Genomic DNA, 22,083 nt, shown 5'->3' with positions numbered 1-22,083 from the left:
ACTTTTTTTTATTTTTGTTCTTTGTACAAAAACAAGCATGCGAAAATTACTACTAACAGCTTTGGTGCTCCTGCCGGCAATTAGTTTCGGGCAAAGTTACGTTGAACCGGATGGCTTTATGTTATATGTCTTTTTCGCGTTTGCCATGATGATACCGGTACTTGTAATTGGAAGTATTTATTATCAAAGAAGATCAGCGAGAAGTGTTTCCCGAAAACGGAAGCCCGAGGTTTACCTGATCGGAAATAAATCGCTAAACCCGGAGGTTTTGACCTTGTTTATTGCGAACCAGACCGGAAAAGCAATTGATTTGAATTCACCGGTACTGGAATTTAAGAAGTTCTTTAAAGCCCGTAAGTTTAAGCTGAAGGGGCCCCAAGGTGATAAAACTTATCCTTTTCATCTGGAAAGTGGGAGGGAGCATGAACTTCAAATTAAATTGGATGTTTTTTATAAGCATGATTCATCATTAAGTTCGTACCCGAAAGGACGGATTGTAATTGAGAGTACAGCAGGACAACGATATACCAGTAAGTGTATTCGCTTACAAAATTGACGATAATGACTATGAGAAATTGGCGATTCAATCATATCGACTTTTCTACCTATCCGTGGTATGGTGGAGATGACTTGGGAGTTCATTTAACGGAGGACGGTTTCCAAGCTAAGGTTTGGGCTCCAACTGCTCATAAGGTTGAACTTTTGGTGTATAGACAAAGCCATGGAGGGAAGGCCATTCGCAAATATTGGATGAAGTCCGTAGAACATGGATGTTGGCAGGTGGCTGAAGAGGGCAAATTCAAAGGTTTGTACTACACAATCCGGGTGAATGATGGGGAATGGTTGAATGAGAGCCCCGGTGTTGATGTTCGGGCAGTCGGAATCAACGGAAGACGTGGTTTGTTTTTCGATCCGGCGGAGACTCATCCGGAAGGTTGGTCTGATGATCTTCCCATTCCGTATAATAATGCCGTCAATGCTGTTTTGTACGAGTTACACGTTCGTGATTTTTCGGTTGACCCAAATTCGGGGATGGAGCATAAAGGCAAATATTTGGCTTTCACGGAAGAAGGTTGTTTGACGCCGGATGGTTTGGCTTCAGGAGTCGATCACCTGAAGGAGCTGGGTGTTACACATGTTCATTTACTCCCGATTTTCGATTTCTGGACGGTCGGCGAAACAAAACCATTTCGAAAATATAACTGGGGCTACGATCCGCTGAACTATAATACTCCGGAAGGTAGTTATGCTACCGATCCTGATACAATCTCCCGGATCCTTGAGCTAAAACAATTGGTGATGGCGCTGCATAAAGCCGGAATTGGAGTTGTGATGGATGTTGTTTATAACCATACTGGTTTAACTCGCCGTTCCTGGTTTAATCAGACTGTGCCCGGTTACTTCTACCGACAAAACCGGTCCGGCTCATTCTCGAATGCTTCCGGTTGTGGAAACGAATTTGCATCGGAGCGGGCGATGGCCCGCAAATATATGATCGACTCCTTGTTGTATTGGGCTAAAGAGTTTCACCTGGATGGCTTTCGTTTTGATTTGATGGGTGTCCATGATTTGGAAACCATGTATGCTATTCGTTTGGCATTGGATAAATTACGCCCGGGAGTCTTAATGTATGGTGAAGGATGGACGGCCGATCGAAGCCCAATGGATGAAAACATGCGGGCTGTTAAGCGGAATATTTCACAATTGGAGCGGGTGGCCTGTTTCAACGACGACTTTAGGGATGCGTTAAAAGGAAACAATTTTGATGGTTCGGAACAGGGCTTTGTTAGTGGAAAGGTTTTTCACGAGGAAGCCATTAAATTTGGGATTGTCGCAGCCTGTTATCATCCGCAAATTGTGTACAGTTATGTGGGAGGCTCCGGCTTTGCCTGGGCCCGGCATCCTTGGCAAACGGTTAATTATGTGTCGTGTCACGATAATTTTACCCTTTACGATAAACTGAAGAACTCTTGTCCGGATGCTTCAGATGAGGAGATTCGAAAAATGCAGATGCTGGCAACAGCCTTGGTGCTAACTTCTCAAGGTGTTCCGTTTATTCATGCCGGCTCAGAATTCTGCCGAACAAAAAATGGTGAGCACAACTCTTATAAATCGTCCGATAGCATTAATCAGTTGGATTGGACACGCAAGAAAGAATATGAAGATGTCTATCGTTATTTCTGTAATTTGATTCAGCTAAGGAAGGAGTTGCCTGCTTTACGGATGGATAGTTCCGATCTGATTCGCCATCACCTGGTATTTTCCAGCGATTATCATATGGGCGTTGTGTCTTACCGGATTGAAGATTTTCCGGGTGAAAAACGATGGAGGATGATCCAGTTGATATTCAATGCCCGAAAAGAAGATTTTCAATTCGATTTAATCAATGACCAGGGCTGGACCGTCGTTGCCGAAAAAGAACAGATCAACCTGGATGGTATCCGAAAGGTAAAGCGGCAAGCTGTAATTGTGCCTCCAATCTCGATGATGATCCTGGTACAGTAATCGATAAACTAGAAAACAGCCAAAAGCAAGTCGATATCCTTCGATGGCATATTGAGTTTTTCGCCCAGATCTGCATTGGTGAGAATACCGTTGTAAATGTAAATTCCTTTTCGGAATCCTTTGGTTGATTTGATGTAGTTGGGAATTCCTCCGATTTCACCAATCGAGATGATGATTGGCGCTAAGACGTTACTCAGCGCAATAGACGCTGTTCTGGCAACCAACGATGAAATGTTTGGGACACAAAAGTGTACAATATCATTTTCAATATAGGTCGGATGGTTGAGGTCGGTACAGCGACTGGTTTCGAAACAACCACCCTGACTCACATTCAGGTCGATGATTACAGAGCCCTTTTTCATTTTGGCCACCATTTCTTTGGAAACCCGGAATGTGGGAGCTGAGTTCATCGACATAGCTCCAAGTACAACATCGGCTGACTTTAGAGCCTTTTTGAGTACATTAGGATACAATACCGACGTAAATACCTGGTGACCGAGTTGCTCCTCAAGCTTGCGAAGTTTTGAAATATTATTGTCGAAAATCTTGACATGAGCACCGAGGCCTATAGCGGCACGGGCCGCAAACTCTCCGGCTGTTGTAGCTCCCAGAATAAGGAGTTCAGTTGGGGAAATTCCGGTTACGCCACCCAGCAAAACACCTTTCCCATGTCGAGAATTACTAAGATATTCGCTGGCAACCATAATGGATGTTGATCCCGATAGTTGGCTCATCAGTTGGACAACCGGCAAGCAGTGATCTTCATTTTCCAGGTATTCATACGCAATGGCAGTCACCTTTTTACGCATTAACTTTTGAACCGATTCGGTACAATGCGTGCTAAGTTGCATATTCGAGATCAGCGTTTGATTTCCTTTTAGTAGGTCTATGTCCTTGTCGTCGAAGGGGGAAACCCGCAAGATGATGTCACACTGAAAAACATCTTCCCGTTTTTCAAGCACAAGAGCGCCGGCTTTCCGATATTCCTCGTCGGTGTAACTGGAGGCTTTCCCGGCATTGGTTTCCATGTAAATTTCGTGGCCGTAGGAAACCAGCAACTCAACAGCTTCCGGGGTGAGCGGTACGCGTGATTCAACTTTACCAAAATCGGAAGGAATACCAATTGTGATTTTTTTCCCTTTTCGTCGGATTTCCAGCATTTCTTCCTGTGGCATGTACCAACTCGTCAACCCGCTTTTGTGCTCTTGATCTGTCATCTTTTATTCACTTATTTTTCCAAGTTAGGTTTTCTGTTTTAGATCGCCAAATTGTCAGATAATATTGGCTGTCAGTTGTCTGGTACTTGGGCTCGTTTCTTCAATGTGTACTTCAACCAAATGGTCCGGTAAAAGTCGTTCAATACGCTCTGGCCATTCCATAAAACAATAATTTCCGCTCTCCACATAATCGTCGAAGCCCAGATCCATTGCCTCCGAAATATCTTTCACCCGGTAAAAGTCAAAATGATAAATTTTCTCCGGAAGGTCTGTGTCATATTCGTTTACCAGGGCAAAGGTCGGACTGGTAATGTTATCGGTTGAACCCATAGCTCGGCAAAGTGCTTTGATAAAAGTTGTTTTGCCGGCACCCATTTTCCCGTAAAAGGCGAATAATCGTTCGTCTTTAAAGGTTTCGATGAACGTTTTAGCAACTTTCGGCAGGTCGTCCAGTGAGTTTATTTCGATTGAAAACATAGATTGTAAATTAAACGTTGCAAAATAATAAAGTTCTCTCTAATAATGTCAGATCTCTGTTCCGGATTTCTGAGCATCAACACACAAATGTCAATTCGGTTTAGTCTAATTTGAAAAATTAATCTTATTTGAATGGTTTTCTTTACAGCTGATTTTGATACAGGTTTTTTTCAGAAAAATGTGTTACTTTTGAACTAAACAATGAAATTTGCAATTATGAATCTTCCTGAAAATTTGAAGTATACAAAAGAACACGAATGGGTTCGCGTTGAAGGTGATATCGCGGTTGTTGGTATTACTGACTTTGCTCAAGGTGAGTTGGGTGATATTGTTTTTGTTGAAATTGAAACAGTTGGCGAAACATTGGCTGTGGGTGAAACCTTCGGAACCGTTGAGGCAGTAAAAACAGTTTCTGATTTGTTTATGCCTGTTGGCGGTGAAGTGATCGAATTTAATGAGTCTTTGGAAGATGGCCCTGAGTTGATCAATAAAGATGCTTACGGAGAAGGCTGGATGATCAAAGTGAAAATCGAAGATGCCTCTCAGTTGGATGAACTGATGGATGCTGCGGCTTATCAAGCTATGTTGGAAGCGTAACTTCGTTTTATTTAAGATATGAATGATCCCCGGAGGTTTTCCTTCGGGGTTTTTTTATGCCTTCGGGAAGATCTTTGAAAAAGAAGGGCAAAAAAAATCCGATTCCCAAACAGGAACCGGATTGATATATTGATTGATTTTTTTTACAATTTCTTGGCAACTTCAACCTCCTGGAAGGTTTCAATCATATCGCCAATTTTAATGTCGTTGTAACCATCAACGTTCAAACCACATTCGTAACCTTTAGCAACTTCTTTCACATCGTCTTTGAAACGTTTCAGTGAACCAAGGGTTCCGGTGTAGATTACGATACCATCGCGGATAACCCGAATTTTGTGGGCTGCTGTACGAATGATCTTGCCGTCGCGGACGATACATCCGGCAACAGTACCAACTTTGGTGATCTTGAAGGTTTCCTGTACTTCGGCAGTACCCATAATCTCTTCTTTGATCTCCGGTGAAAGCATACCTTCCATGGCCGATTTGATCTCGTCGATTGCATCGTAGATGATCGAGTAAAGGCGAATATCAACCTCTTCTTTCTCTGCTACACGGCGGGCCTGTACTGAAGGTCGTACCTGGAAGCCGACGATGATTGCATCGGAAGCCGTAGCAAGCATAACATCTGATTCGGAAATAGCACCTACTGCTTTGTGGATCACATTCACCTGAATTTCTTCAGTTGAAAGCTTGATTAATGAGTCAGAAAGTGCTTCAATTGATCCATCCACGTCACCTTTAACAATCAGGTTCAATTCCTGGAAGTTACCGATTGCAATACGACGACCAATCTCGTCAAGAGTAATATGTTTTTGTGTACGTAAGCCTTGTTCACGAGCCAGCTGTTCACGTTTGTTGGCAATTTGTCGTGCTTCACGCTCATTTTCCATGACGTTGAACTTATCACCAGCCTGTGGTGCTCCGTCCAAACCTAAGATAATTACCGGTTCTGCAGGACCTGCTTCCTCAATCCGTTGGTTACGTTCGTTGAACATCGCTTTTACGTGACCGTGATATTGTCCCGCCAATACAATGTCCCCCTGATGCAAGGTTCCGTTTTGTACCAGCAAGGTTGCAACATAACCACGACCCTTGTCTAACGATGATTCGATGATTGCACCGGTAGCACGTTTATCCTTGTTTGCTTTCAAATCAAGCATCTCAGCTTCCAGCAATACTTTTTCCAATAGTTCAGAAACATTGCTACCTTTTTTTGCTGAAATATCTTGCGATTGGTACTTCCCACCCCATTCTTCAACCAGGAAGTTCAACTGGGCCAATCCTTCTTTAATCTTTTCCGGATTTGCTCCAGGTTTATCAATTTTGTTGATTGCAAATACGATTGGTACACCTGCTGCCTGAGCGTGGTTGATGGCCTCTTTTGTTTGAGGCATGATGTCGTCGTCGGCCGCTACAATGATGATCGCAATATCGGTTACCTGAGCACCGCGAGCACGCATCGCTGTAAAGGCCTCGTGACCTGGTGTATCCAGGAAGGTGATTCTGCGTCCGTCTTCCAAAGTTACATTATAGGCACCAATGTGCTGGGTAATACCCCCGGCTTCACCGGCAATAACGTTGGCGCTACGAATGTAGTCGAGTAGGGATGTTTTACCGTGGTCAACGTGTCCCATAACCGTTACAATTGGTGCTCTTGAGTGAACCTCATCCGGTTCGTTATCGTCTTCTTCAATTGCTTCAATAATATCGGCACTTACGAATTCAACTTTATAGCCAAACTCGTCAGCAACAACTGACATGGTTTCTGCATCCAGACGTTGGTTGATCGATACGAACAAACCAAGACTCATACAGGTTGAGATAACTTCAGTAACACCTACGTCCATCATGGTTGCTAATTCAGCAACTGATACGAATTCGGTTACCTTCAGAATATTTTTTTCCGCTGATTGCTTTTCAATCTCGGCAGCAGCTTTTTCACTGGCTGCATGACGTTTGTCGCGGCGGTATTTTGAACCTTTTGATTTTCCTTTTCCGGAAGTAAGGCGAGCTAATGTATCTTTAATTTGCTTTTGTACATCTTCTTCGCTAACCTCATTTTTAATAGGTCTTTTCTTGAGTCTGCCTTGTTGGTTTCCTCCAGGTCTTGGATGTCCCCCTTGTTGTGGCTTATTGCCAACGGAGATACGCCCTTGACTGTCTTTCTGTATCCGGCGACGTTTTTTCTTTGGGTCGGCATTTTGATTCTGACCCTGACCTTGGTTACCTTTATTTTGTTTGTCGGGTAAATCTATTTTCCCAACAACTGTTGGACCGCTAAGTCGGTTTACATTTGAGCGATGCTCCGGTGCGTTTGAATCGCCACCTTGGTTGGAAGATCCTCCTTGAGCCTGACGCTTTTGTTTTTCGCGCTCGCGGCGTTCATCTTCTTTTTGTTTTTTCGACTTCTTAGCTGGTCGTGTTTTTTGATTGATGCTGGAAAGATCAATCTTTCCGACAACTTTTACTTCTTCTACTTTTGGGATATTCGTTGGCATTTGTTCCTTTTCTGCCGGTTTTGGTTGAGTTTCCTCAGCTTTAGGCGCTTCAGCCTTCGCCGGTTTTTCCGGTTCCTCTGTTTTTTCAGGAGCCTTTTCAGCTACAGGTTTTTCCTGTTTTTCAATGACAGGAGTTTCTTTTATTTCCTCTTTCGGAGTTACAACCGGTTTGGGTTCTTCTTTGGCCTTTACCGGTTCCTGCTCTTTCGGTTTTTCTTGCTCTTTTGGCTTCTTCGCAGCGTCCAGATCAATTTTACCCAGCACCTTGGGTTGCTCCAAAGGAGTTGAATATGTCTTGGGTTTCTCTGGTTGCGGTTCAGTTTTCTTGGGTTTGTTAATTGGCAAATCTTGTTTTGAACTGCTATGGTCGGTAATGCGAATCTCATCTTGTTGGAAGTCTTCTTCTTCGTCAGAAGTTTCTGCTCCCTCTTCATCCTGCATATCCTCCAGAGTAATGGTTTCTTTTTTATTGCGCTGGCTTCTCAAGTTAATGTTATCAGCTTCTTTCTTCAAAGAGATATCATTCTTGTATTCTTTTTCCAAGAGATGGTAAGCCTCTTCCGAGATCTTTGTATTGGGGTTATTATCCACTTCAAATCCCTTCTTATGAAGGAACTCAACAATGGTGTGAATACCCACGTTAAACTCTCTTGCTACCTTGTTAAGTCGCGTATTTTTATTGCCAATTGTCATAAACCCAATCTCTATTTTTAAAAGCGGTTTCGAGTAAATAACTCAAAAACACTGCAATTTTACTCAATTTATTTAAAACCTGACAGGCAAAAGGTGAATTTTACATCAACTCTTACTCGAACTCAGTTCGCAGAATCCTCAGCACCTCGTCGATGGTTTCTTCTTCCAGATCCGTGCGCTTAATCAAGTCGTTACGACTAATGCTTAACACGTTTTTCGCTGTGTCACATCCAATCGATTTTAACTGATCAAGGATCCAGCCTTCAATTTCGTCTGCAAATTCATCCAGGTTCACATCTTCTTCATCTGCAGCCATTTCCCGGTAAACGTCAATTTCGTAACCGGTAAGCTGACTCGCTAAACGAATGTTTAAACCACCTTTACCAATTGCCAGGGATACTTCCTCCGGTTTCAGGTACACATCTGCACGTTTAATATCTTCGTGAATTTTGGTTGAAGAGATCTTTGCCGGGTTCAGTGCACGCTGAATATACAGCTGAAGGTTGTTCGAAAAGTTGATAACGTCGATGTTTTCATTTCTCAATTCGCGAACGATTCCGTGAATACGGGAACCTTTCATCCCAACACATGCTCCAACCGGGTCGATGCGTTCGTCATAAGATTCAACAGCAACTTTTGCGCGTTCACCAGGGATGCGAACAATCTTTTTAATTGTGATCAGTCCGTCGAAGATTTCTGGTACTTCCAGTTCGAATAAGCGTTCGAGGAATACCGGAGATGTTCTTGAAAGGATGATAACCGGGTTGTTGTTGCGCAAATCTACTTTGTAAACCACAGCACGCAAGGTGTCGCCTTTGCGGAAATAATCAGATGGGATTTGTTCTTGCTTCGGTAACAGCAACTCGTTGCCTTCGTCATCCAAAATCAAGATTTCTTTTTTCCAAACCTGGTATACTTCGCCGGTAACAATGTCACCGATTTTGCTCTTATATTTATTATAGATGTGATCTTTTTCCAATTCCAGAATACGGCTAGCCAAATTCTGACGGAGGTTTAAGATAGCACGACGGCCAAAGTCATGAAGTTTTACTTCATCGGTTACTTCTTCACCGATTTCGTAATCTGCATCAATTTTTTTGGCAGCAGTCAATGTAATTTGAAGATTTGGTTCGGTAATCTCGTCGTCAGCCACGACGGTCCGGTTTCTCCAAATTTCGAAGTCACCTTTATCAATGTTAATAATGATGTCGAAGTTTTCGTCTGTTCCGTAGGTTTTTTGTAAAACGTTGCGGAAAACGTCTTCGAGAACACTCATCATTGTGACCCGATCAATGTTTTTCAGGTCTTTAAATTCGGAAAAGGTATCGATAAGATTAATCGTATCCATCTTGCCCCGGTTTTAAAATTTTATAATGTTTTTTACTGTTTTTGCATCTTCAAACGCAATCGTATGAACTCTGGTTACAAGTTCTTTTTTCTTCTTGCCTTCGACTTTCTCCTTCTTTGACGTTTCAAGGTCGAAGGATGTTTCCTGAACGGCTTTTAAAATACCTGCTATTTTTTGCCCGTCTTTTAGTACAACCTCAATTTCTTGTTCGATGTTCTTGGTGTATTGGCGCAAAACTTTGAAAGGTTGTCCAAGCCCTGCCGAAGAAACCTGAAGTTCGAAGTCCTCTTCCTCGCGATCCAGATTGCCTTCAATCTGCCGGCTAATTGCAACGCAGTCGTCAATTGAAATACCCTTTTCGCTGTCTATTTGAACTGAAATCTGGTTAGCCGGGCTAACTTCAACTTCGACAATGAACTGGTCTTCAGTCAGCTTTTCTTCGATTAGTTTAATGATCTTCCCCTTGTCAATCATTTTGTATGGCTAATAAAATAGGGGACTTTCGGTCCCCTATCCTGTGGATGATTTCATTTGTCGACGCAAAAGTAAGAAAAAGCTTCGAAACTACAAAATATGGAAGTTTATGATTTTCAGGATTGTCTTTAGCCTGATCGCACTGGGAATCAGATTCAAAAGTTTTTTTATTTTTGATCCATATTTTATCCATGAATACCTCAGTAGATTGAAAACAAACAAGAAGAAGATTATCAATGATCCGGTATTCGGATTTATCACGATTCAGTCGGAGGTGATTTTTGATCTGATTGAACATCCCTACTTTCAACGATTACGACGGATTAAGCAGCTTGGGCTGTCGTGTATCGTTTTTCCCGGTGCCAACCATACCCGCTTTGAACACGCGATTGGAGCTGTGTTTTTAATGCGGTCGGCCATTTCAGACTTGCGCATTAAAGGTGTGAAAATTACCGATGAAGAAGCCGAAGCAGTGACTGTTGCTATTTTATTACACGATATTGGTCATGGGCCTTTTTCGCATGCCTTGGAATATTCGATTGTGGAAGGATTGGTGCACGAAGATATTTCAGTGCTGTTGATGGAAGATCTGAATCGTCAGTTTAATGGGCGACTTTCCATGGCCATTGAAATCTTTAAAGATGAATATCCAAAAAAGTTTTTGCATCAGTTAGTTGCCAGTCAGTTGGATGTTGACCGGTTGGATTATCTGCGTCGCGATAGTTTCTTTACCGGTGTTATTGAAGGTGTTATTGGCTCGGACCGGATTATTAGAATGCTGAATGTGCGCAACGATGAGTTGGTGGTTGAAGCCAAAGGAATATATTCGATAGAGAAATTTTTGATTGCCCGTCGGTTGATGTACTGGCAGGTTTATCTGCACAAAACAGTGCTATCGGCCGAGTTTTTGCTGGTCAATGTGCTGAAGCGTGCTAAAGAACTTGCTTTGCGTGGTGTGCAATTATTTGCCACCCCCAGTTTGTCAATCTTTCTGGAGAATAAAATTTCGCTGGAACAGCTTAAGCACGGCGATGAATTTCGGGGGCGAACCTTACTTTCTATCTTTGCGAGTCTGGAGGATGATGATGTGATTGCCTCAATTAAAGAGTGGCAGTTTCATGAGGATTCTATTTTGGCTTATTTGGCCTCTTGTTTGATTAATCGGAAGTTGTATCGAATAAAATTGCAAGACAAAGAGTTTAGAGTCAACCAGATTCGAAATATACAGGAGAAAATTGCAGATAAATTTAGGGTTGGTGAGGAAGAGATGGGATATTTCCTGGTGCATGATTCAATTACAAACAGTGCTTACATGTCGGATGATAATCGGATTAATATTCTGCAAAAGAATGGTAAAATTTGTGAGATAAATGAGGCTTCTGATATTAATTTATCAGGGTTGGCGCACACAGTGAGGAAATATTTTGTGTGTTACCCGAAAGAATTGGACATTAGGTAAATTAAACCTATTTTTGCACCGCTCCAAGAAAAAAGATATGGAATTTAAAGCAATCACCATCGCTGATTTTCTGCAAGGTACAATCGAAGGCGATGAAAATGTTAGCGTAAATAATGTCTCAAAAATTGAGGATGGGAAGCCGGGAACACTGGCTTTTTTAGCTAACCCTAAGTATGAAAAATACATTTACGACACGAATGCTTCAATTGTATTAGTGCGAAATGAATTCAAACCGGAAAAGCCGGTTAAGTGTACACTCATCCGGGTGGAAGATCCTTACCAGTCGATGGCTGCTTTACTGGAACTCTACCAGCAGACGAAACCTCAAAAATTTGGTATTGAGCAACCTGCTTTTGTCGATCCTTCGGCTAAAGTTGGAGACAATATATATATAGGTGCATTTGCCTACATTGGTGTAAATGCGATTGTTGGTGACGGATCGAAAATTTATCCTCAGGTTTTTATAGGAAACAACGTCAAAGTTGGTAGTAATACCATCATCTTCCCGGGTGCGAAGATTTATGATGATTGTGTGATCGGTGATAACTGTATCATACATGCCGGTGCGGTAATCGGTGCTGACGGATTTGGATTTGCTCCAACACCCGACGGATCATACAAGAAAATCGCACAGGTCGGAAATGTGATTGTTGAAGATGATGTTGAGATTGGTGCTAACACAACGATCGATTGTTCAACCATGGGCTCAACCATCATTCGTAAAGGTGCTAAGTTGGATAACCAAATCCAGATTGCCCACAACTGTGAGGTTGGTGAAAATACCGTGATGGCTGCGATGACCGGTGTTGCCGGTTCAACAAAAATTGGTAAAAACTGTATTGTTGCAGGTCACGTAGGTATTGCAGGTCACCTTAATATTGGCGATCATGTCACCCTTGGTGCGATGGCCGGTATTACGAATAATGTAAAAGAAGGAAAGACCTTGCTGGGATCGCCGGCAATGGATCACGATCGTGCACTGAAAGCTTTTGTGGTTACCCGCAGGTTGCCTGAGTTGAAAACAACTGTTGACGAGCTTCAGAAAGAGATAAAAGCATTGAAAGCTAAATTAAACGAAGAGTAGACTTCGAATAAAGAATGATGATACAGAAACAAAAGACCCTCGCTAACGAATTTACGATTAGCGGGAAAGGCCTGCATACAAGCTGTGTGGTCACTGCGGTTTTCAAGCCGGCACCCGAAAATTTTGGGTTCAAGTTTAAACGGGTTGATCTAGAAAATCAACTCATATTGGATGCTGACGCTGCTTTGGTTGGTGATACCTCTCGCGGAACGGTGTTGGTTAAAGATGATGCCCGTTTAAGTACAATTGAGCATGCTTTGGCTGCTTTGGTTGGTATGGATTTGGATAATGTACTGATTGAAATCGATAATCAGGAAATGCCGATTATGGATGGAAGTGCCCGTCCGTTTGTTGAAGCCATTGAAAAAGCCGGAGTTGTTGAGCAAAATGCTGAACGCGAGTATTTCGAAATTAAAGAAAAAATTGTTTATAAAGATCCGAAAACCGGGTCGGAGTTGATTGCCTTACCGGATGATGACTATCGGGTAAATGCCATGATTGCCTTCAATTCGAGCGTACTGAACAATCAATTCGCGTCGATGGATAATCTGTCCGATTTCGCAAAGGAGATTGCACCGTGCCGTACCTTCGTGTTTTTACGTGAGCTGGAATTCCTGCTTCAACATAATCTTGTGAAAGGTGGCGATTTGGAAAATGCAATCGTGATTATGGACCGTCACGTGTCGCAGGAAGAGTTAGACCGTTTGGCTGACTTGTTTAACCACGAGCGCGTTGAGGTGCAAAAAGAAACTGGTATCCTCAATAACCTCGATCTTCAGTTTGAAAACGAGTGTGCTCGTCATAAGCTGCTGGATATCGTCGGAGACCTGGCTTTGGCGGGTGTACGGATTAAAGGTCGCATTCTTGCCACAAAACCGGGACATGGTGCCAACACCGAGTTTGCCAAATTGTTGAAAAAGGAATACCTGAACAGTAAGCGAAATCAAATTCCGGTTTATGATCCTGAGGTTCAGCCGGTGATGGATGTAAACCAAATCAAAGAAGCACTTCCTCATCGTTTCCCGTTCCTGTTGATTGATAAAATCACCTGCATTTCGGACGATTCAATCATTGGTGTTAAAAATGTCACCGTAAATGAACCATTCTTTACCGGACATTTTCCGGAAGAGCCGGTTATGCCGGGGGTTTTGATCATTGAAGCGATGGCGCAATGTGGAGGGCTTTATGTATTACATAGTAAAGAAGAGAAATATTCAACCTACTTCATTCGGGTGGACAACGTTAAGTTCCGGAAAAAAGTAGTGCCTGGAGATACATTGGTATTTAAGATAACACTCACGAGCCCAATTAGAAGAGGTATTGCAAATATGAAAGGTTTATGCTATGTTGGCAAAACTTTAGTTGCAGAGGGTGAGTTTATGGCCCAGATTGTGAAAAACTAAAAAAAGACTGAAACAATAGAAAATGAAACAACCATTATCTTACGTACATCCCGAAGCACAGGTGGCAGATAACGTGGTGATTGAACCATTCGTTACCGTTGATAAGGATGTTGTTATTGGAGAAGGCACACGCATCGGCTCCAATGTTACGATTTTACCCGGAACACGTATTGGAAAAAACTGTCGGATTTTCCCCGGTGCTGTAATCGGAGCCGTACCTCAAGACTTAAAATTCAAAGGAGAATATACGACTGTTGAAATCGGCGACAATACGACAATCCGCGAATGCGTTACTGTAAACCGTGGTACTACGGCACGTGGAAAAACAGTTATTGGTAATAGCTGTTTGATTATGGCTTATGTGCACGTTGCACACGATTGTTTGGTTGGAGATCATGTAATCCTTGTAAACAGCACACAGCTGGCTGGTGAGGTTACTGTTGATGACTGGGCAATTATTGGTGGTATGTCTGCTGTTCACCAATTTGTTCACATCGGTACGCATGTCATGATCTCTGGTGGATCTTTGGTTCGTAAAGATGTACCTCCGTTTATTAAAGCTGGTCGTGAGCCACTTTCATACGTTGGTATCAACTCAATTGGTTTGCGTCGTCGTGAATTCAACAACGATAAAATTCGCGAGGTGCAGGATATTTATCGCTACATCTATCAAAAGGGCTTGAATACAACTCAGGCAATCGAGATTATTGAAGCGGAAATGTCGGCTACTCCGGAGCGTGACGAAATTTTGTTGTTCGTAAAAGACTCAAAACGTGGTATCATCCGTGGTTATTTCCCGGATTAATTGCCCGCTGAAAATATGAAATGAAGAAGAGGTTGCCGTTTGGTGACCTCTTTTTTGTTGATATTAGATCGAAAAAGAAAACGGCTTTCAACATTTTGTTGAAAGCCGTTTTCTTTTAAAACCGAACTCCGGTTACTACTCTTTGTCCTTTTTGAGATGGTTCCAGCCTTGCGCTTGTAAAGCAATGGTCGATCCCATTCCAGTGACCAGATTCATGCCTTTGTCGGCTTCGCAGATGTGACCGATAACAGTGATGTCCGGGTCGTTCTTAATTTTGTCATGGTCGGCAAGAGGAACCGTAAATAGCAGTTCATAATCCTCCCCACCATTTAGCGCGGCAACCAGCGGGTTAATGCTCAACTCATCGGCAAAGCGCTTGGTTTGATAGTCGAGCGGGATTTTCTCCTCGTAAATCATGCATCCCACACCCGATTGGGTGCAAATGTGCATGATATCCGACGATAGTCCGTCTGATAAGTCGATCATCGCGGATGGGATGATTTCCAGTTTCTTCAGCGCCTGAAGGATATCGGGTCGGGCTTCCGGTTTTAGTTGACGTTCCAGAATGTAATCGTAACCTTCAAGCTGAGGCTGCTCCTTGGGATTCACCTTGTAAACTTCATTTTCGCGTTCCAGCAATTGTAGTCCCATATAGGCTCCGCCAAGATCTCCCGAAACGCAAATCAGGTCGTTTAGTTTAGCTCCATTGCGGTACACTGTTTGTCCTTCATCAATTTCACCTAAAGCCGTTACACTAATCACCAAACCTGTAAGTGAACTGGTGGTGTCACCGCCAATTAAATCGACTCCGTATTTATCGCAAGCCAGTTTAATGCCATCGTAAAGCTCGTCGATCGCTTCAACCGAAAATTTATTCGATATGGCGATTGAAACAGTGACTTGCTTAGGAGTTGCATTCATCGCATATACATCCGATAAGTTAACAACAACCGACTTGTAGCCCAGATGCTTCAGTGGTACATACATCAAGTTGAAATGGATGCCTTCAACCAGTAGGTCGGTGGTTACAACCTGTTGTTTGCCTTTGTAGTTTAGCACGGCAGCGTCGTCGCCAACACCTTTTAAAGTGCTCTCGTTCTTTAGTTCGATTTTATCCGTTAGGTGGTGGATTAATCCAAATTCACCCAGATTTGAGACAGGTGTTGCTTTTTTATTATCCATTTTTTAATTATCAGATGTTGAAGTGTCAATTATGCAATCAAAATGCAAAAATAAGCTTACTTAGCTATCTTTGCAATAATAGTTTAAACATGCCGAATACTTGATTGTTATACAGTCACAGAAATTGAGGAAAAGAATATGGAAGAACAAGATAAGATTTTACACGAGGTTACGTCGAAGGAGTATGAGTTCGGCTTTGTGTCTGAGTTCGACATGGATACCCTGCCCAAAGGGTTGAATGAAGATATCATCCGGGCTATTTCTGCGAAGAAGGAAGAGCCTGAATTTATGCTGAATTTTCGACTGGAGGCATTCCGTAAATGGCAGAAAATGCCAATGCCGGATTGGGCCTACTTGAAAATTCCGGAGATTGACTTTCAGGATATCATTTATTATGCGGCACCCAAAAAGAAAAAGGAACTAACAAGTCTGGATGAAGTTGATCCGGAATTGCTGGAAACTTTTAATAAACTGGGTATTCCGCTTGATGAACAAAAGATATTGTCGGGTGTGGCTGTCGACGCGGTAATTGATAGTGTGTCGGTGAAAACAACATTCAAGGAAACACTGGCCGAGAAAGGAATTATTTTCTGTTCGTTCTCGGAGGCAGTGAAAGAACATCCGGATTTGGTACAAAAGTACCTGGGGATGTCGGTTCCTGTAACGGATAACTTTTTTGCTGCACTGAATTCAGCTGTTTTCTCTGATGGTTCGTTTTGTTACATTCCTAAGGGCGTTAAATGTCCGATGGAATTGTCAACTTATTTCCGGATCAATGCAGCCGGAACGGGACAGTTTGAACGTACCCTGATTGTGGCTGATGATGATAGTAAAGTAAGTTACCTGGAAGGATGTACCGCTCCTATGCGCGACGAAAATCAGCTGCACGCCGCAGTTGTTGAGATCATCGCTATGGATCGGGCTGACGTGAAATATTCAACCGTTCAAAATTGGTATCCGGGTGATAAAAACGGAAAAGGCGGGGTTTACAACTTTGTTACCAAGCGTGGTGTTTGTCGCGGCGAATCATCTAAAATCAGCTGGACTCAGGTTGAAACAGGTTCTGCAATTACCTGGAAATATCCAAGTTGTATCTTGATGGGTGATAACTCAGTGGGCGAGTTCAATTCGGTTGCTGTAACCAATAACTTTCAGCAAGCCGATACAGGTACCAAGATGATTCACATTGGTAAAAATACGAAGAGCACCATTGTTTCGAAAGGTATTTCAGCCGGACGAAGCGATAATGCCTACCGTGGTCTGGTGAAAGTAATGCCGGGTGCAACCAATGCCCGCAACTTCTCACAGTGTGACTCCTTGCTGTTAGGTTCAACCTGCGGTGCACACACCTTCCCTTATATTGAAGTGGCTAACAAGTCATCGATTATTGAACACGAAGCAACAACTTCGAAAATTGGTGAAGACCAAATTTTCTATTGTAACCAGCGTGGTATTTCAACAGAGGATGCTATTGGTATGATTGTAAATGGGTATGCCAAAGAGGTGTTGAATAAACTGCCGATGGAGTTTGCTGTTGAGGCACAAAAACTGCTTCAGATTAGTTTAGAGGGTAGTGTCGGTTAATCCGGGAACCCGAAAAGAATTTGGATTTTTAAACTTGAAACTAGGAATTTATACGATATGCTAACAATAAAGAATTTAAAAGCCTCAGTTGAGGGAAAACAAATATTGAACGGGGTTAACCTGGAAATCAAGCCGGGTGAGATCCACGCGATCATGGGGCCCAATGGTGCAGGAAAAAGTACTTTGGGTAATGTGTTAACCGGTCGCGACGGGTACGAAATTATTGACGGTGAAGTAACATTCCTTGGTGAAAACTTGATGGATATGTCTCCGGAAGATCGTGCTCGCATGGGCTTGTTCCTGAGTTTCCAGTATCCGGTTGAAATTCCGGGAGTACCGATGGTGAACTTCCTGAAAGCTTCAGTAAACGAGCATCGTAAATTTAAAGGTTTGGAGCCGCTTACTGCCGGTGAATTCCTGAAATTGATGCGTGAGAAAAAAGAATTGCTTCATTTAGATTCTCAGTTGACAAACCGTTCGGTAAATGAAGGTTTCTCAGGTGGTGAGAAAAAGAAAAATGAAATCTTCCAGATGGCTATGCTGGAACCTAAACTGGCTATTTTGGATGAAACCGATTCTGGTTTGGATATCGATGCTCTTCGCGTTGTTGCCGAAGGGGTGAATGCCTTGAAAAGCCCGGAACGTTCAGCAATCGTAATTACGCACTACCAACGCTTGCTCGATTACATTGTTCCTGATTTTGTACATGTACTTTACAAAGGACAAATTGTAATGTCAGCCGGTAAAGAGCTGGCTCTGGAGTTGGAAGAAAAAGGTTACGACTGGATTAAAAAAGAATTTGCTTAAACATGACTCAAACGTTAATCAATAAAAAAGCTGTAAGTGAAAAATACAGCGAGCTGTATCAGGCAAGCCGCAGCATGTTGGACGAAGGCTCTTCGGCCCTGCTGAACCGGATGCGTGATATCTCCATGAAACGCTTTGAGCAGGTGGGGGTCCCTGGTTTTAAAAACGAGGACTACAAATACACCAATCTTGAACGCGTTTTCGGAAAAGAATATCGACATATTTTCGCCTACGAGACCGTTGATGTGGATTTAAACGAGGTATTTCGTTGTGATGTACCACAACTTGACACATACACCATTTTATTGGTGAATGGCTGGTATTATGCACGCAATAAGGAGCTTGAAGGGTTACCTGAGGGTGTTGTTGTTGGCAGTTTAAAGGAAATTGCGAATGATAAACCTGAATTGGTTGAAAACCACCTGAACCGTCAGGCTGCTTTGTCAAACGATCCGCTGGTTGCTTTGAATGCTGCTTTTGCCAAAGATGGTTTCTTCATGTATGTTCCGGAAGGTGTTAAGTTTGAAAAGCCTATTCAGGTGATTAACCTGACACGTGCAGAGGAAGCTGTTTTCTCAACACAACGCAACCTGATCATTTCAGAAGCCAACAGTGAAGCCAAAGTTATTTTCTGTGATCATACATTAACTTCAAGTGATTGCCTGGGTAATAGCGTAACAGAAGTTTTTGTTGGTGATGAAGCTGTTGTTGATGTTTATTCGGTGCAAAACCAGAATAATAAATCCAATGCAGTCAATTCAACCTTCTTCAAACTGGGAGAAAAGTCGAATTTGATGTCTGGCGTTGCAACCTTGCATGGCGGATTGATTCGCAATAATCTCATCGTAAGCATGGATGGTGAAAATGCAGAGGCTCATGTGTTTGGCGTATCTTTCACGGATAAGCGCCAGCATGTCGACAACTTTACAAACATCCTGCATAATAAAGCGAATTGTTTGAGTAATCAGTTGTATAAAAACGTACTGGATGAAGATTCAGTTGGCGGCTTTACCGGACGTATTCATGTGGCTCGTGATGCACAAAAAACAAATGCATTCCAGCGTAACAACAATGTTTTGTTGACTGATACGGCCAAAATGAATACCAAACCTCAGTTGATTATTGATGCTGACGATGTGAAGTGTAGCCACGGTGCCACTGTCGGACAAATCGATATGGATGCACTGTTCTATATGCGTCAGCGTGGTATTGGTGAGGCTGATGCCCGAATGATGCTGATGAATGCTTTCGCTCATGAAGTTGTTCAGGAGATCCGGATTGAACCGCTTCGCGACCGGCTTGATGAGCTGGTTGAAAAACGACTGAAAGGCGAATTAGGCCAATGCAGTTCTTGTGGTCAATAAAGAATTAATGACAATAGATATAAAACAAGGGGATCTGCTTGGCAGGTTCCCTTGTTTCTTATAGATGCCCGGCTTAATGTTGCAGTATTGTTAACCCGATCAGCGGGAGGATAAGAAATCAAACTGCTCCATGAAAAATTGCTAATTTTGTATTTCAGCTTAAATGAAGAGAAGATGACTTTAGATATTGCCCGTATACGTGAAGATTTCCCGGTGTTGAAACAGCAGGTTTATAACAAACCGTTGATTTACCTGGATAGTGCCGCCTCGTCGCAAAAACCGCTGGCGGTGTTGAAGAAGGAGGAACAGTTACATCTGGAGTATTACGGCAATATTCACCGCGGAGCCCACTTCATGGCCGACAAAGCGACCCTCGATTTTGAAGGTGTGCGCGATCAGGTTCAGGCTTTCATAAAAGCGGCTAATCGTGAGGAAATCATCTTCACAAAAGGAACTACCGAAAGCATCAACCTGGTGGCCTTTTCGTTTGGCGAAGCTTTCATTAACGCCGGTGACGAGATCATTGTTTCAGAGATGGAGCATCATGCCAATATTGTACCCTGGCAGATGATGGCTGCCCGTAAGGGTGCAACAATTCGGGTGATTCCATTTGAAGATAATGGTCGGCTGATGGTGGAAAAGCTGGATGAGCTAATTAACCCCAAAACGAAATTAATCGCTGTTTGCCATGTTGCAAATACGCTTGGTACTATTAATCCGGTGAAATCAATCATTGATAAAGCTCATGCCAGTGGTATTAAAGTATTGGTCGACGGCGCACAGGCTGTGAATCATGTGGCTGTGAATGTGGTTGAGCTGGATGCTGATTTTTATGTTTTCTCAGCTCACAAAATGTTTGGTCCCAATGGCGTTGGTGTGCTTTACGGGAAGAAGGAGTTGCTGGAAGCAATGCCACCATACCAGGGAGGGGGCGAAATGATTTCGGAAGTGAGCTTTGCCGGTACAACTTACAACGAAATTCCCTACAAGTTTGAAGCAGGTACGCCGCATATTACCGGGGTGATTGCTTTTGGTGAAGCGATTCGTTACCTGGAGGATCTGACCGTTGAGGCTGTCGCCGATTACGAGCACCAGCTGTTGGTCTATGCCACTGAAAAGCTAATGGAAATTCCAGGTATGATCATTTATGGAACCCAAACCGAAAAATCGGGTGTTATTACCTTTAATGTCGATGGTATCCACTCGTTCGATATCAGCACTATGCTCGATAAAATGGGGATCGCTGTACGCTCGGGGCGTTTGTGTGCCGATACGGTGATGCAACATTACGATGTTTCGGGAACCATTCGTATTTCATTTGCTGTTTACAATACAACTGAAGAGATCGATCAATTCATTGCAGCTTTGAAGAAGCTGGTGATGATGTTGAGCTAACTCTGAAATAGCAGTTCAGATCTGCAAAGGACAAGAAAACCCGGCAGCCGAAGCCAACCGGGTTTGTAAAACATTAAATTTAAATCAACCTTATTTTCATTCTTAATTATCAACAACGATGCGGGCAGCCTGGTAGCCATTGTAAAAGTTGGCATTACGGCGGCGGAATATGGAAACCATCTTGTCGAGCCCGTTAGTCAGAACCTCGTTAATTTCGGCAAACAGACTATCCAGCTCTTTGCTTGCCTGTACCGAAGCAACCTGGTAGGCGCGGGGCATTCCGTTTAGCTCGGCGAAATGATCAGCATCGGCTTTCAGATCGTCTATTTGCTCCTGGGTTATTCCATAGTTGGTGGTTAGCTCTAACGTATTGTTGTCGACTGCTTGAATTACCTCGGCTACTTTAGGCATAAAATCCAGATTTCGAAGTCGGTATAGCTCGGAAAAATTATCCGACATTCGTGCTGCGAGCGTTTCATCTCCATTAATCAGGGCCATGGCTTCCAGTGCGTCATTCAGGATATCAGTTTTTGTTGCCACTGTTTTCTTTAGCTGGGTTTTGTTTTTGCCCAGAAACATTTGCGCTTTTTGTTGATCGCCTGCAGCTTGTTCTACGAGTGTAATCAGGCCCGAGAATTTAGTTTTCAGTTCAATGAATTTAGGGATCGAGGTCCACACGGCAGAGTTATCGTCCAGATACGAGTTCGTGGTATCGAACATTTCTTTCCTGTTTATTTGTGACTTATTCATTGGTTAAGGTTTTTGGTTTGACTTATACTAGTTAACACAATTTTTATCCAAAGTCAAGTTTTTGGCCGATTTTTATCGGCTCAGCGCTTGCTGATTTCTAATGATAAGTTGCTGATTTCGGTGTTATACCTACGTTTATGGTGATAAAAAAATCTGCTGTGCGTCGAGCGGTTCTTGTTGTCCGTTTAGCGGTTTTTGCTTAGCATCGAGCGGCTCTTGCTTAGCGTCGGGAGGTTATTGCATAGCATTGAGCGATTATTGCTTAACGTTGAGCGGTTAATGTTGTCCATTGAGAGGTTGTTGCTTAGCATCGAGAGGTTATTGTTGTCCATCGAGCTGGCTTTGCTTAGCATCGAGAGGTTATTGTTTCCCGTTGAGCGGTTATTGTTGTGCATCGAGCGGTTGTTGTTTAATTCAAAATAAAAGAAGGAACCCCATTAC

General features: G+C 42.9%; 18 protein-coding genes. 11 read left to right on the top strand and 7 right to left on the bottom strand.

All coding sequences use genetic code 11. The features are described 5' to 3' along the window. Positions 1-37 precede the first annotated feature (37 nt). Positions 38-556, top strand: coding sequence for a hypothetical protein (locus tag AC37HE_RS01120; protein WP_500780929.1), 519 nt, complete (start codon positions 38-40; stop codon positions 554-556). Between the two features lie 5 nt (positions 557-561). Beyond that, a complete protein-coding gene (gene pulA, locus AC37HE_RS01115) occupies positions 562-2,505 on the top strand; it encodes a type I pullulanase (RefSeq protein WP_500780928.1) in 1,944 nt (647 codons plus the stop codon). Between the two features lie 8 nt (positions 2,506-2,513). Here pulA and AC37HE_RS01110 read toward each other — a convergent pair whose 3' ends face one another. After that, positions 2,514-3,722, bottom strand: a complete 1,209-nt coding sequence (locus AC37HE_RS01110) for an alanine dehydrogenase (protein WP_500780927.1) — start codon at positions 3,720-3,722, stop codon at positions 2,514-2,516. A gap of 54 nt (positions 3,723-3,776) precedes the next feature. Then, positions 3,777-4,199 (bottom strand): tRNA (adenosine(37)-N6)-threonylcarbamoyltransferase complex ATPase subunit type 1 TsaE, encoded by a 423-nt coding sequence (gene tsaE / locus AC37HE_RS01105; protein WP_500780926.1) that lies wholly within the window; start codon positions 4,197-4,199, stop codon positions 3,777-3,779. Positions 4,200-4,400: 201 nt separating this feature from the next. On the opposite strand from tsaE, the gene gcvH reads away from it, so the two are divergent. After that, positions 4,401-4,796, top strand: coding sequence for a glycine cleavage system protein GcvH (gene gcvH, locus AC37HE_RS01100; RefSeq protein WP_500780925.1), 396 nt, complete (start codon positions 4,401-4,403; stop codon positions 4,794-4,796). 143 nt (positions 4,797-4,939) lie between these two features. On the opposite strand, the gene infB is transcribed toward gcvH, so the two are convergent. The 3 genes from infB to rimP form a co-directional block, all read right to left on the bottom strand. Next, on the bottom strand, positions 4,940-7,987 hold the full coding sequence (gene infB, locus AC37HE_RS01095; RefSeq protein ID WP_500780924.1) for a translation initiation factor IF-2: 3,048 nt from the start codon (positions 7,985-7,987) through the stop codon (positions 4,940-4,942). 112 nt (positions 7,988-8,099) lie between these two features. Next, complete coding sequence (gene nusA, locus AC37HE_RS01090) at positions 8,100-9,335, bottom strand: transcription termination factor NusA (RefSeq protein WP_500780923.1); 1,236 nt, start codon at positions 9,333-9,335, stop codon at positions 8,100-8,102. Between the two features lie 12 nt (positions 9,336-9,347). Beyond that, positions 9,348-9,809, bottom strand: coding sequence for a ribosome assembly cofactor RimP (rimP, locus tag AC37HE_RS01085; RefSeq protein WP_500780922.1), 462 nt, complete (start codon positions 9,807-9,809; stop codon positions 9,348-9,350). A gap of 208 nt (positions 9,810-10,017) precedes the next feature. Between rimP and AC37HE_RS01080 the strand changes: the two genes are divergently transcribed. The 4 genes from AC37HE_RS01080 to lpxA are packed head-to-tail and all read left to right on the top strand — an operon-like array spanning position 10,018 to position 14,560. Further along, positions 10,018-11,268, top strand: coding sequence for an HD domain-containing protein (locus tag AC37HE_RS01080; RefSeq protein ID WP_500780921.1), 1,251 nt, complete (start codon positions 10,018-10,020; stop codon positions 11,266-11,268). A 37-nt stretch (positions 11,269-11,305) separates the two neighbouring features. Then, positions 11,306-12,352: a UDP-3-O-(3-hydroxymyristoyl)glucosamine N-acyltransferase gene (lpxD, locus tag AC37HE_RS01075; RefSeq protein WP_500780920.1), complete on the top strand. Its 1,047-nt coding sequence runs from the start codon at positions 11,306-11,308 to the stop codon at positions 12,350-12,352. Between the two features lie 14 nt (positions 12,353-12,366). Beyond that, positions 12,367-13,755, top strand: coding sequence for a bifunctional UDP-3-O-[3-hydroxymyristoyl] N-acetylglucosamine deacetylase/3-hydroxyacyl-ACP dehydratase (locus AC37HE_RS01070; protein WP_500780919.1), 1,389 nt, complete (start codon positions 12,367-12,369; stop codon positions 13,753-13,755). A 22-nt stretch (positions 13,756-13,777) separates the two neighbouring features. Then, a complete protein-coding gene (gene lpxA / locus AC37HE_RS01065) occupies positions 13,778-14,560 on the top strand; it encodes an acyl-ACP--UDP-N-acetylglucosamine O-acyltransferase (protein WP_500780918.1) in 783 nt (260 codons plus the stop codon). Between the two features lie 135 nt (positions 14,561-14,695). On the opposite strand, the gene thiL is transcribed toward lpxA, so the two are convergent. Beyond that, entirely contained in the window at positions 14,696-15,742 is a 1,047-nt protein-coding gene (gene thiL, locus AC37HE_RS01060) for a thiamine-phosphate kinase (protein WP_500780917.1), read from the bottom strand. A 138-nt stretch (positions 15,743-15,880) separates the two neighbouring features. On the opposite strand from thiL, the gene sufB reads away from it, so the two are divergent. The 4 genes from sufB to AC37HE_RS01040 all read left to right on the top strand — a co-directional run bounded on the left by sufB (position 15,881) and on the right by AC37HE_RS01040 (position 20,892). Beyond that, positions 15,881-17,326, top strand: coding sequence for a Fe-S cluster assembly protein SufB (gene sufB / locus AC37HE_RS01055; RefSeq protein ID WP_500780916.1), 1,446 nt, complete (start codon positions 15,881-15,883; stop codon positions 17,324-17,326). A gap of 57 nt (positions 17,327-17,383) precedes the next feature. After that, positions 17,384-18,133: a Fe-S cluster assembly ATPase SufC gene (gene sufC / locus AC37HE_RS01050; RefSeq protein WP_500780915.1), complete on the top strand. Its 750-nt coding sequence runs from the start codon at positions 17,384-17,386 to the stop codon at positions 18,131-18,133. 2 nt (positions 18,134-18,135) lie between these two features. After that, complete coding sequence (sufD, locus tag AC37HE_RS01045) at positions 18,136-19,497, top strand: Fe-S cluster assembly protein SufD (protein WP_500780914.1); 1,362 nt, start codon at positions 18,136-18,138, stop codon at positions 19,495-19,497. A gap of 174 nt (positions 19,498-19,671) precedes the next feature. Beyond that, positions 19,672-20,892, top strand: a complete 1,221-nt coding sequence (locus AC37HE_RS01040) for an aminotransferase class V-fold PLP-dependent enzyme (protein ID WP_500780913.1) — start codon at positions 19,672-19,674, stop codon at positions 20,890-20,892. 102 nt (positions 20,893-20,994) lie between these two features. On the opposite strand, the gene AC37HE_RS01035 is transcribed toward AC37HE_RS01040, so the two are convergent. Further along, a complete protein-coding gene (locus AC37HE_RS01035) occupies positions 20,995-21,642 on the bottom strand; it encodes a hypothetical protein (protein WP_500780912.1) in 648 nt (215 codons plus the stop codon). Between the last annotated feature and the right edge of the window lie 441 nt (positions 21,643-22,083).

The organism is Mangrovibacterium sp., assembly GCF_059905295.1.
Note: the sequence above shows the minus strand (reverse complement) of the source record. Positions and strands in the feature narration are given on the sequence as shown.

What these genes read in the sequence shown, in the direction of transcription:
- sufB (WP_500780916.1), top strand. Translation starts at nt 15,881, where the DNA reads ATGGAAGAACAAGATAAGATTTTACACGAGGTTACGTCGAAGGAGTAT.
- AC37HE_RS01035 (WP_500780912.1), bottom strand. Translation starts at nt 21,642, where the DNA reads ATGAATAAGTCACAAATAAACAGGAAAGAAATGTTCGATACCACGAAC.
- thiL (WP_500780917.1), bottom strand. Translation starts at nt 15,742, where the DNA reads ATGGATAATAAAAAAGCAACACCTGTCTCAAATCTGGGTGAATTTGGA.
- tsaE (WP_500780926.1), bottom strand. Translation starts at nt 4,199, where the DNA reads ATGTTTTCAATCGAAATAAACTCACTGGACGACCTGCCGAAAGTTGCT.
- AC37HE_RS01070 (WP_500780919.1), top strand. Translation starts at nt 12,367, where the DNA reads ATGATGATACAGAAACAAAAGACCCTCGCTAACGAATTTACGATTAGC.
- lpxA (WP_500780918.1), top strand. Translation starts at nt 13,778, where the DNA reads ATGAAACAACCATTATCTTACGTACATCCCGAAGCACAGGTGGCAGAT.
- AC37HE_RS01110 (WP_500780927.1), bottom strand. Translation starts at nt 3,722, where the DNA reads ATGACAGATCAAGAGCACAAAAGCGGGTTGACGAGTTGGTACATGCCA.
- sufD (WP_500780914.1), top strand. Translation starts at nt 18,136, where the DNA reads ATGACTCAAACGTTAATCAATAAAAAAGCTGTAAGTGAAAAATACAGC.
- lpxD (WP_500780920.1), top strand. Translation starts at nt 11,306, where the DNA reads ATGGAATTTAAAGCAATCACCATCGCTGATTTTCTGCAAGGTACAATC.
- AC37HE_RS01040 (WP_500780913.1), top strand. Translation starts at nt 19,672, where the DNA reads ATGACTTTAGATATTGCCCGTATACGTGAAGATTTCCCGGTGTTGAAA.
- rimP (WP_500780922.1), bottom strand. Translation starts at nt 9,809, where the DNA reads ATGATTGACAAGGGGAAGATCATTAAACTAATCGAAGAAAAGCTGACT.
- gcvH (WP_500780925.1), top strand. Translation starts at nt 4,401, where the DNA reads ATGAAATTTGCAATTATGAATCTTCCTGAAAATTTGAAGTATACAAAA.
- sufC (WP_500780915.1), top strand. Translation starts at nt 17,384, where the DNA reads ATGCTAACAATAAAGAATTTAAAAGCCTCAGTTGAGGGAAAACAAATA.
- infB (WP_500780924.1), bottom strand. Translation starts at nt 7,987, where the DNA reads ATGACAATTGGCAATAAAAATACGCGACTTAACAAGGTAGCAAGAGAG.
- AC37HE_RS01120 (WP_500780929.1), top strand. Translation starts at nt 38, where the DNA reads ATGCGAAAATTACTACTAACAGCTTTGGTGCTCCTGCCGGCAATTAGT.
- pulA (WP_500780928.1), top strand. Translation starts at nt 562, where the DNA reads ATGACTATGAGAAATTGGCGATTCAATCATATCGACTTTTCTACCTAT.
- nusA (WP_500780923.1), bottom strand. Translation starts at nt 9,335, where the DNA reads ATGGATACGATTAATCTTATCGATACCTTTTCCGAATTTAAAGACCTG.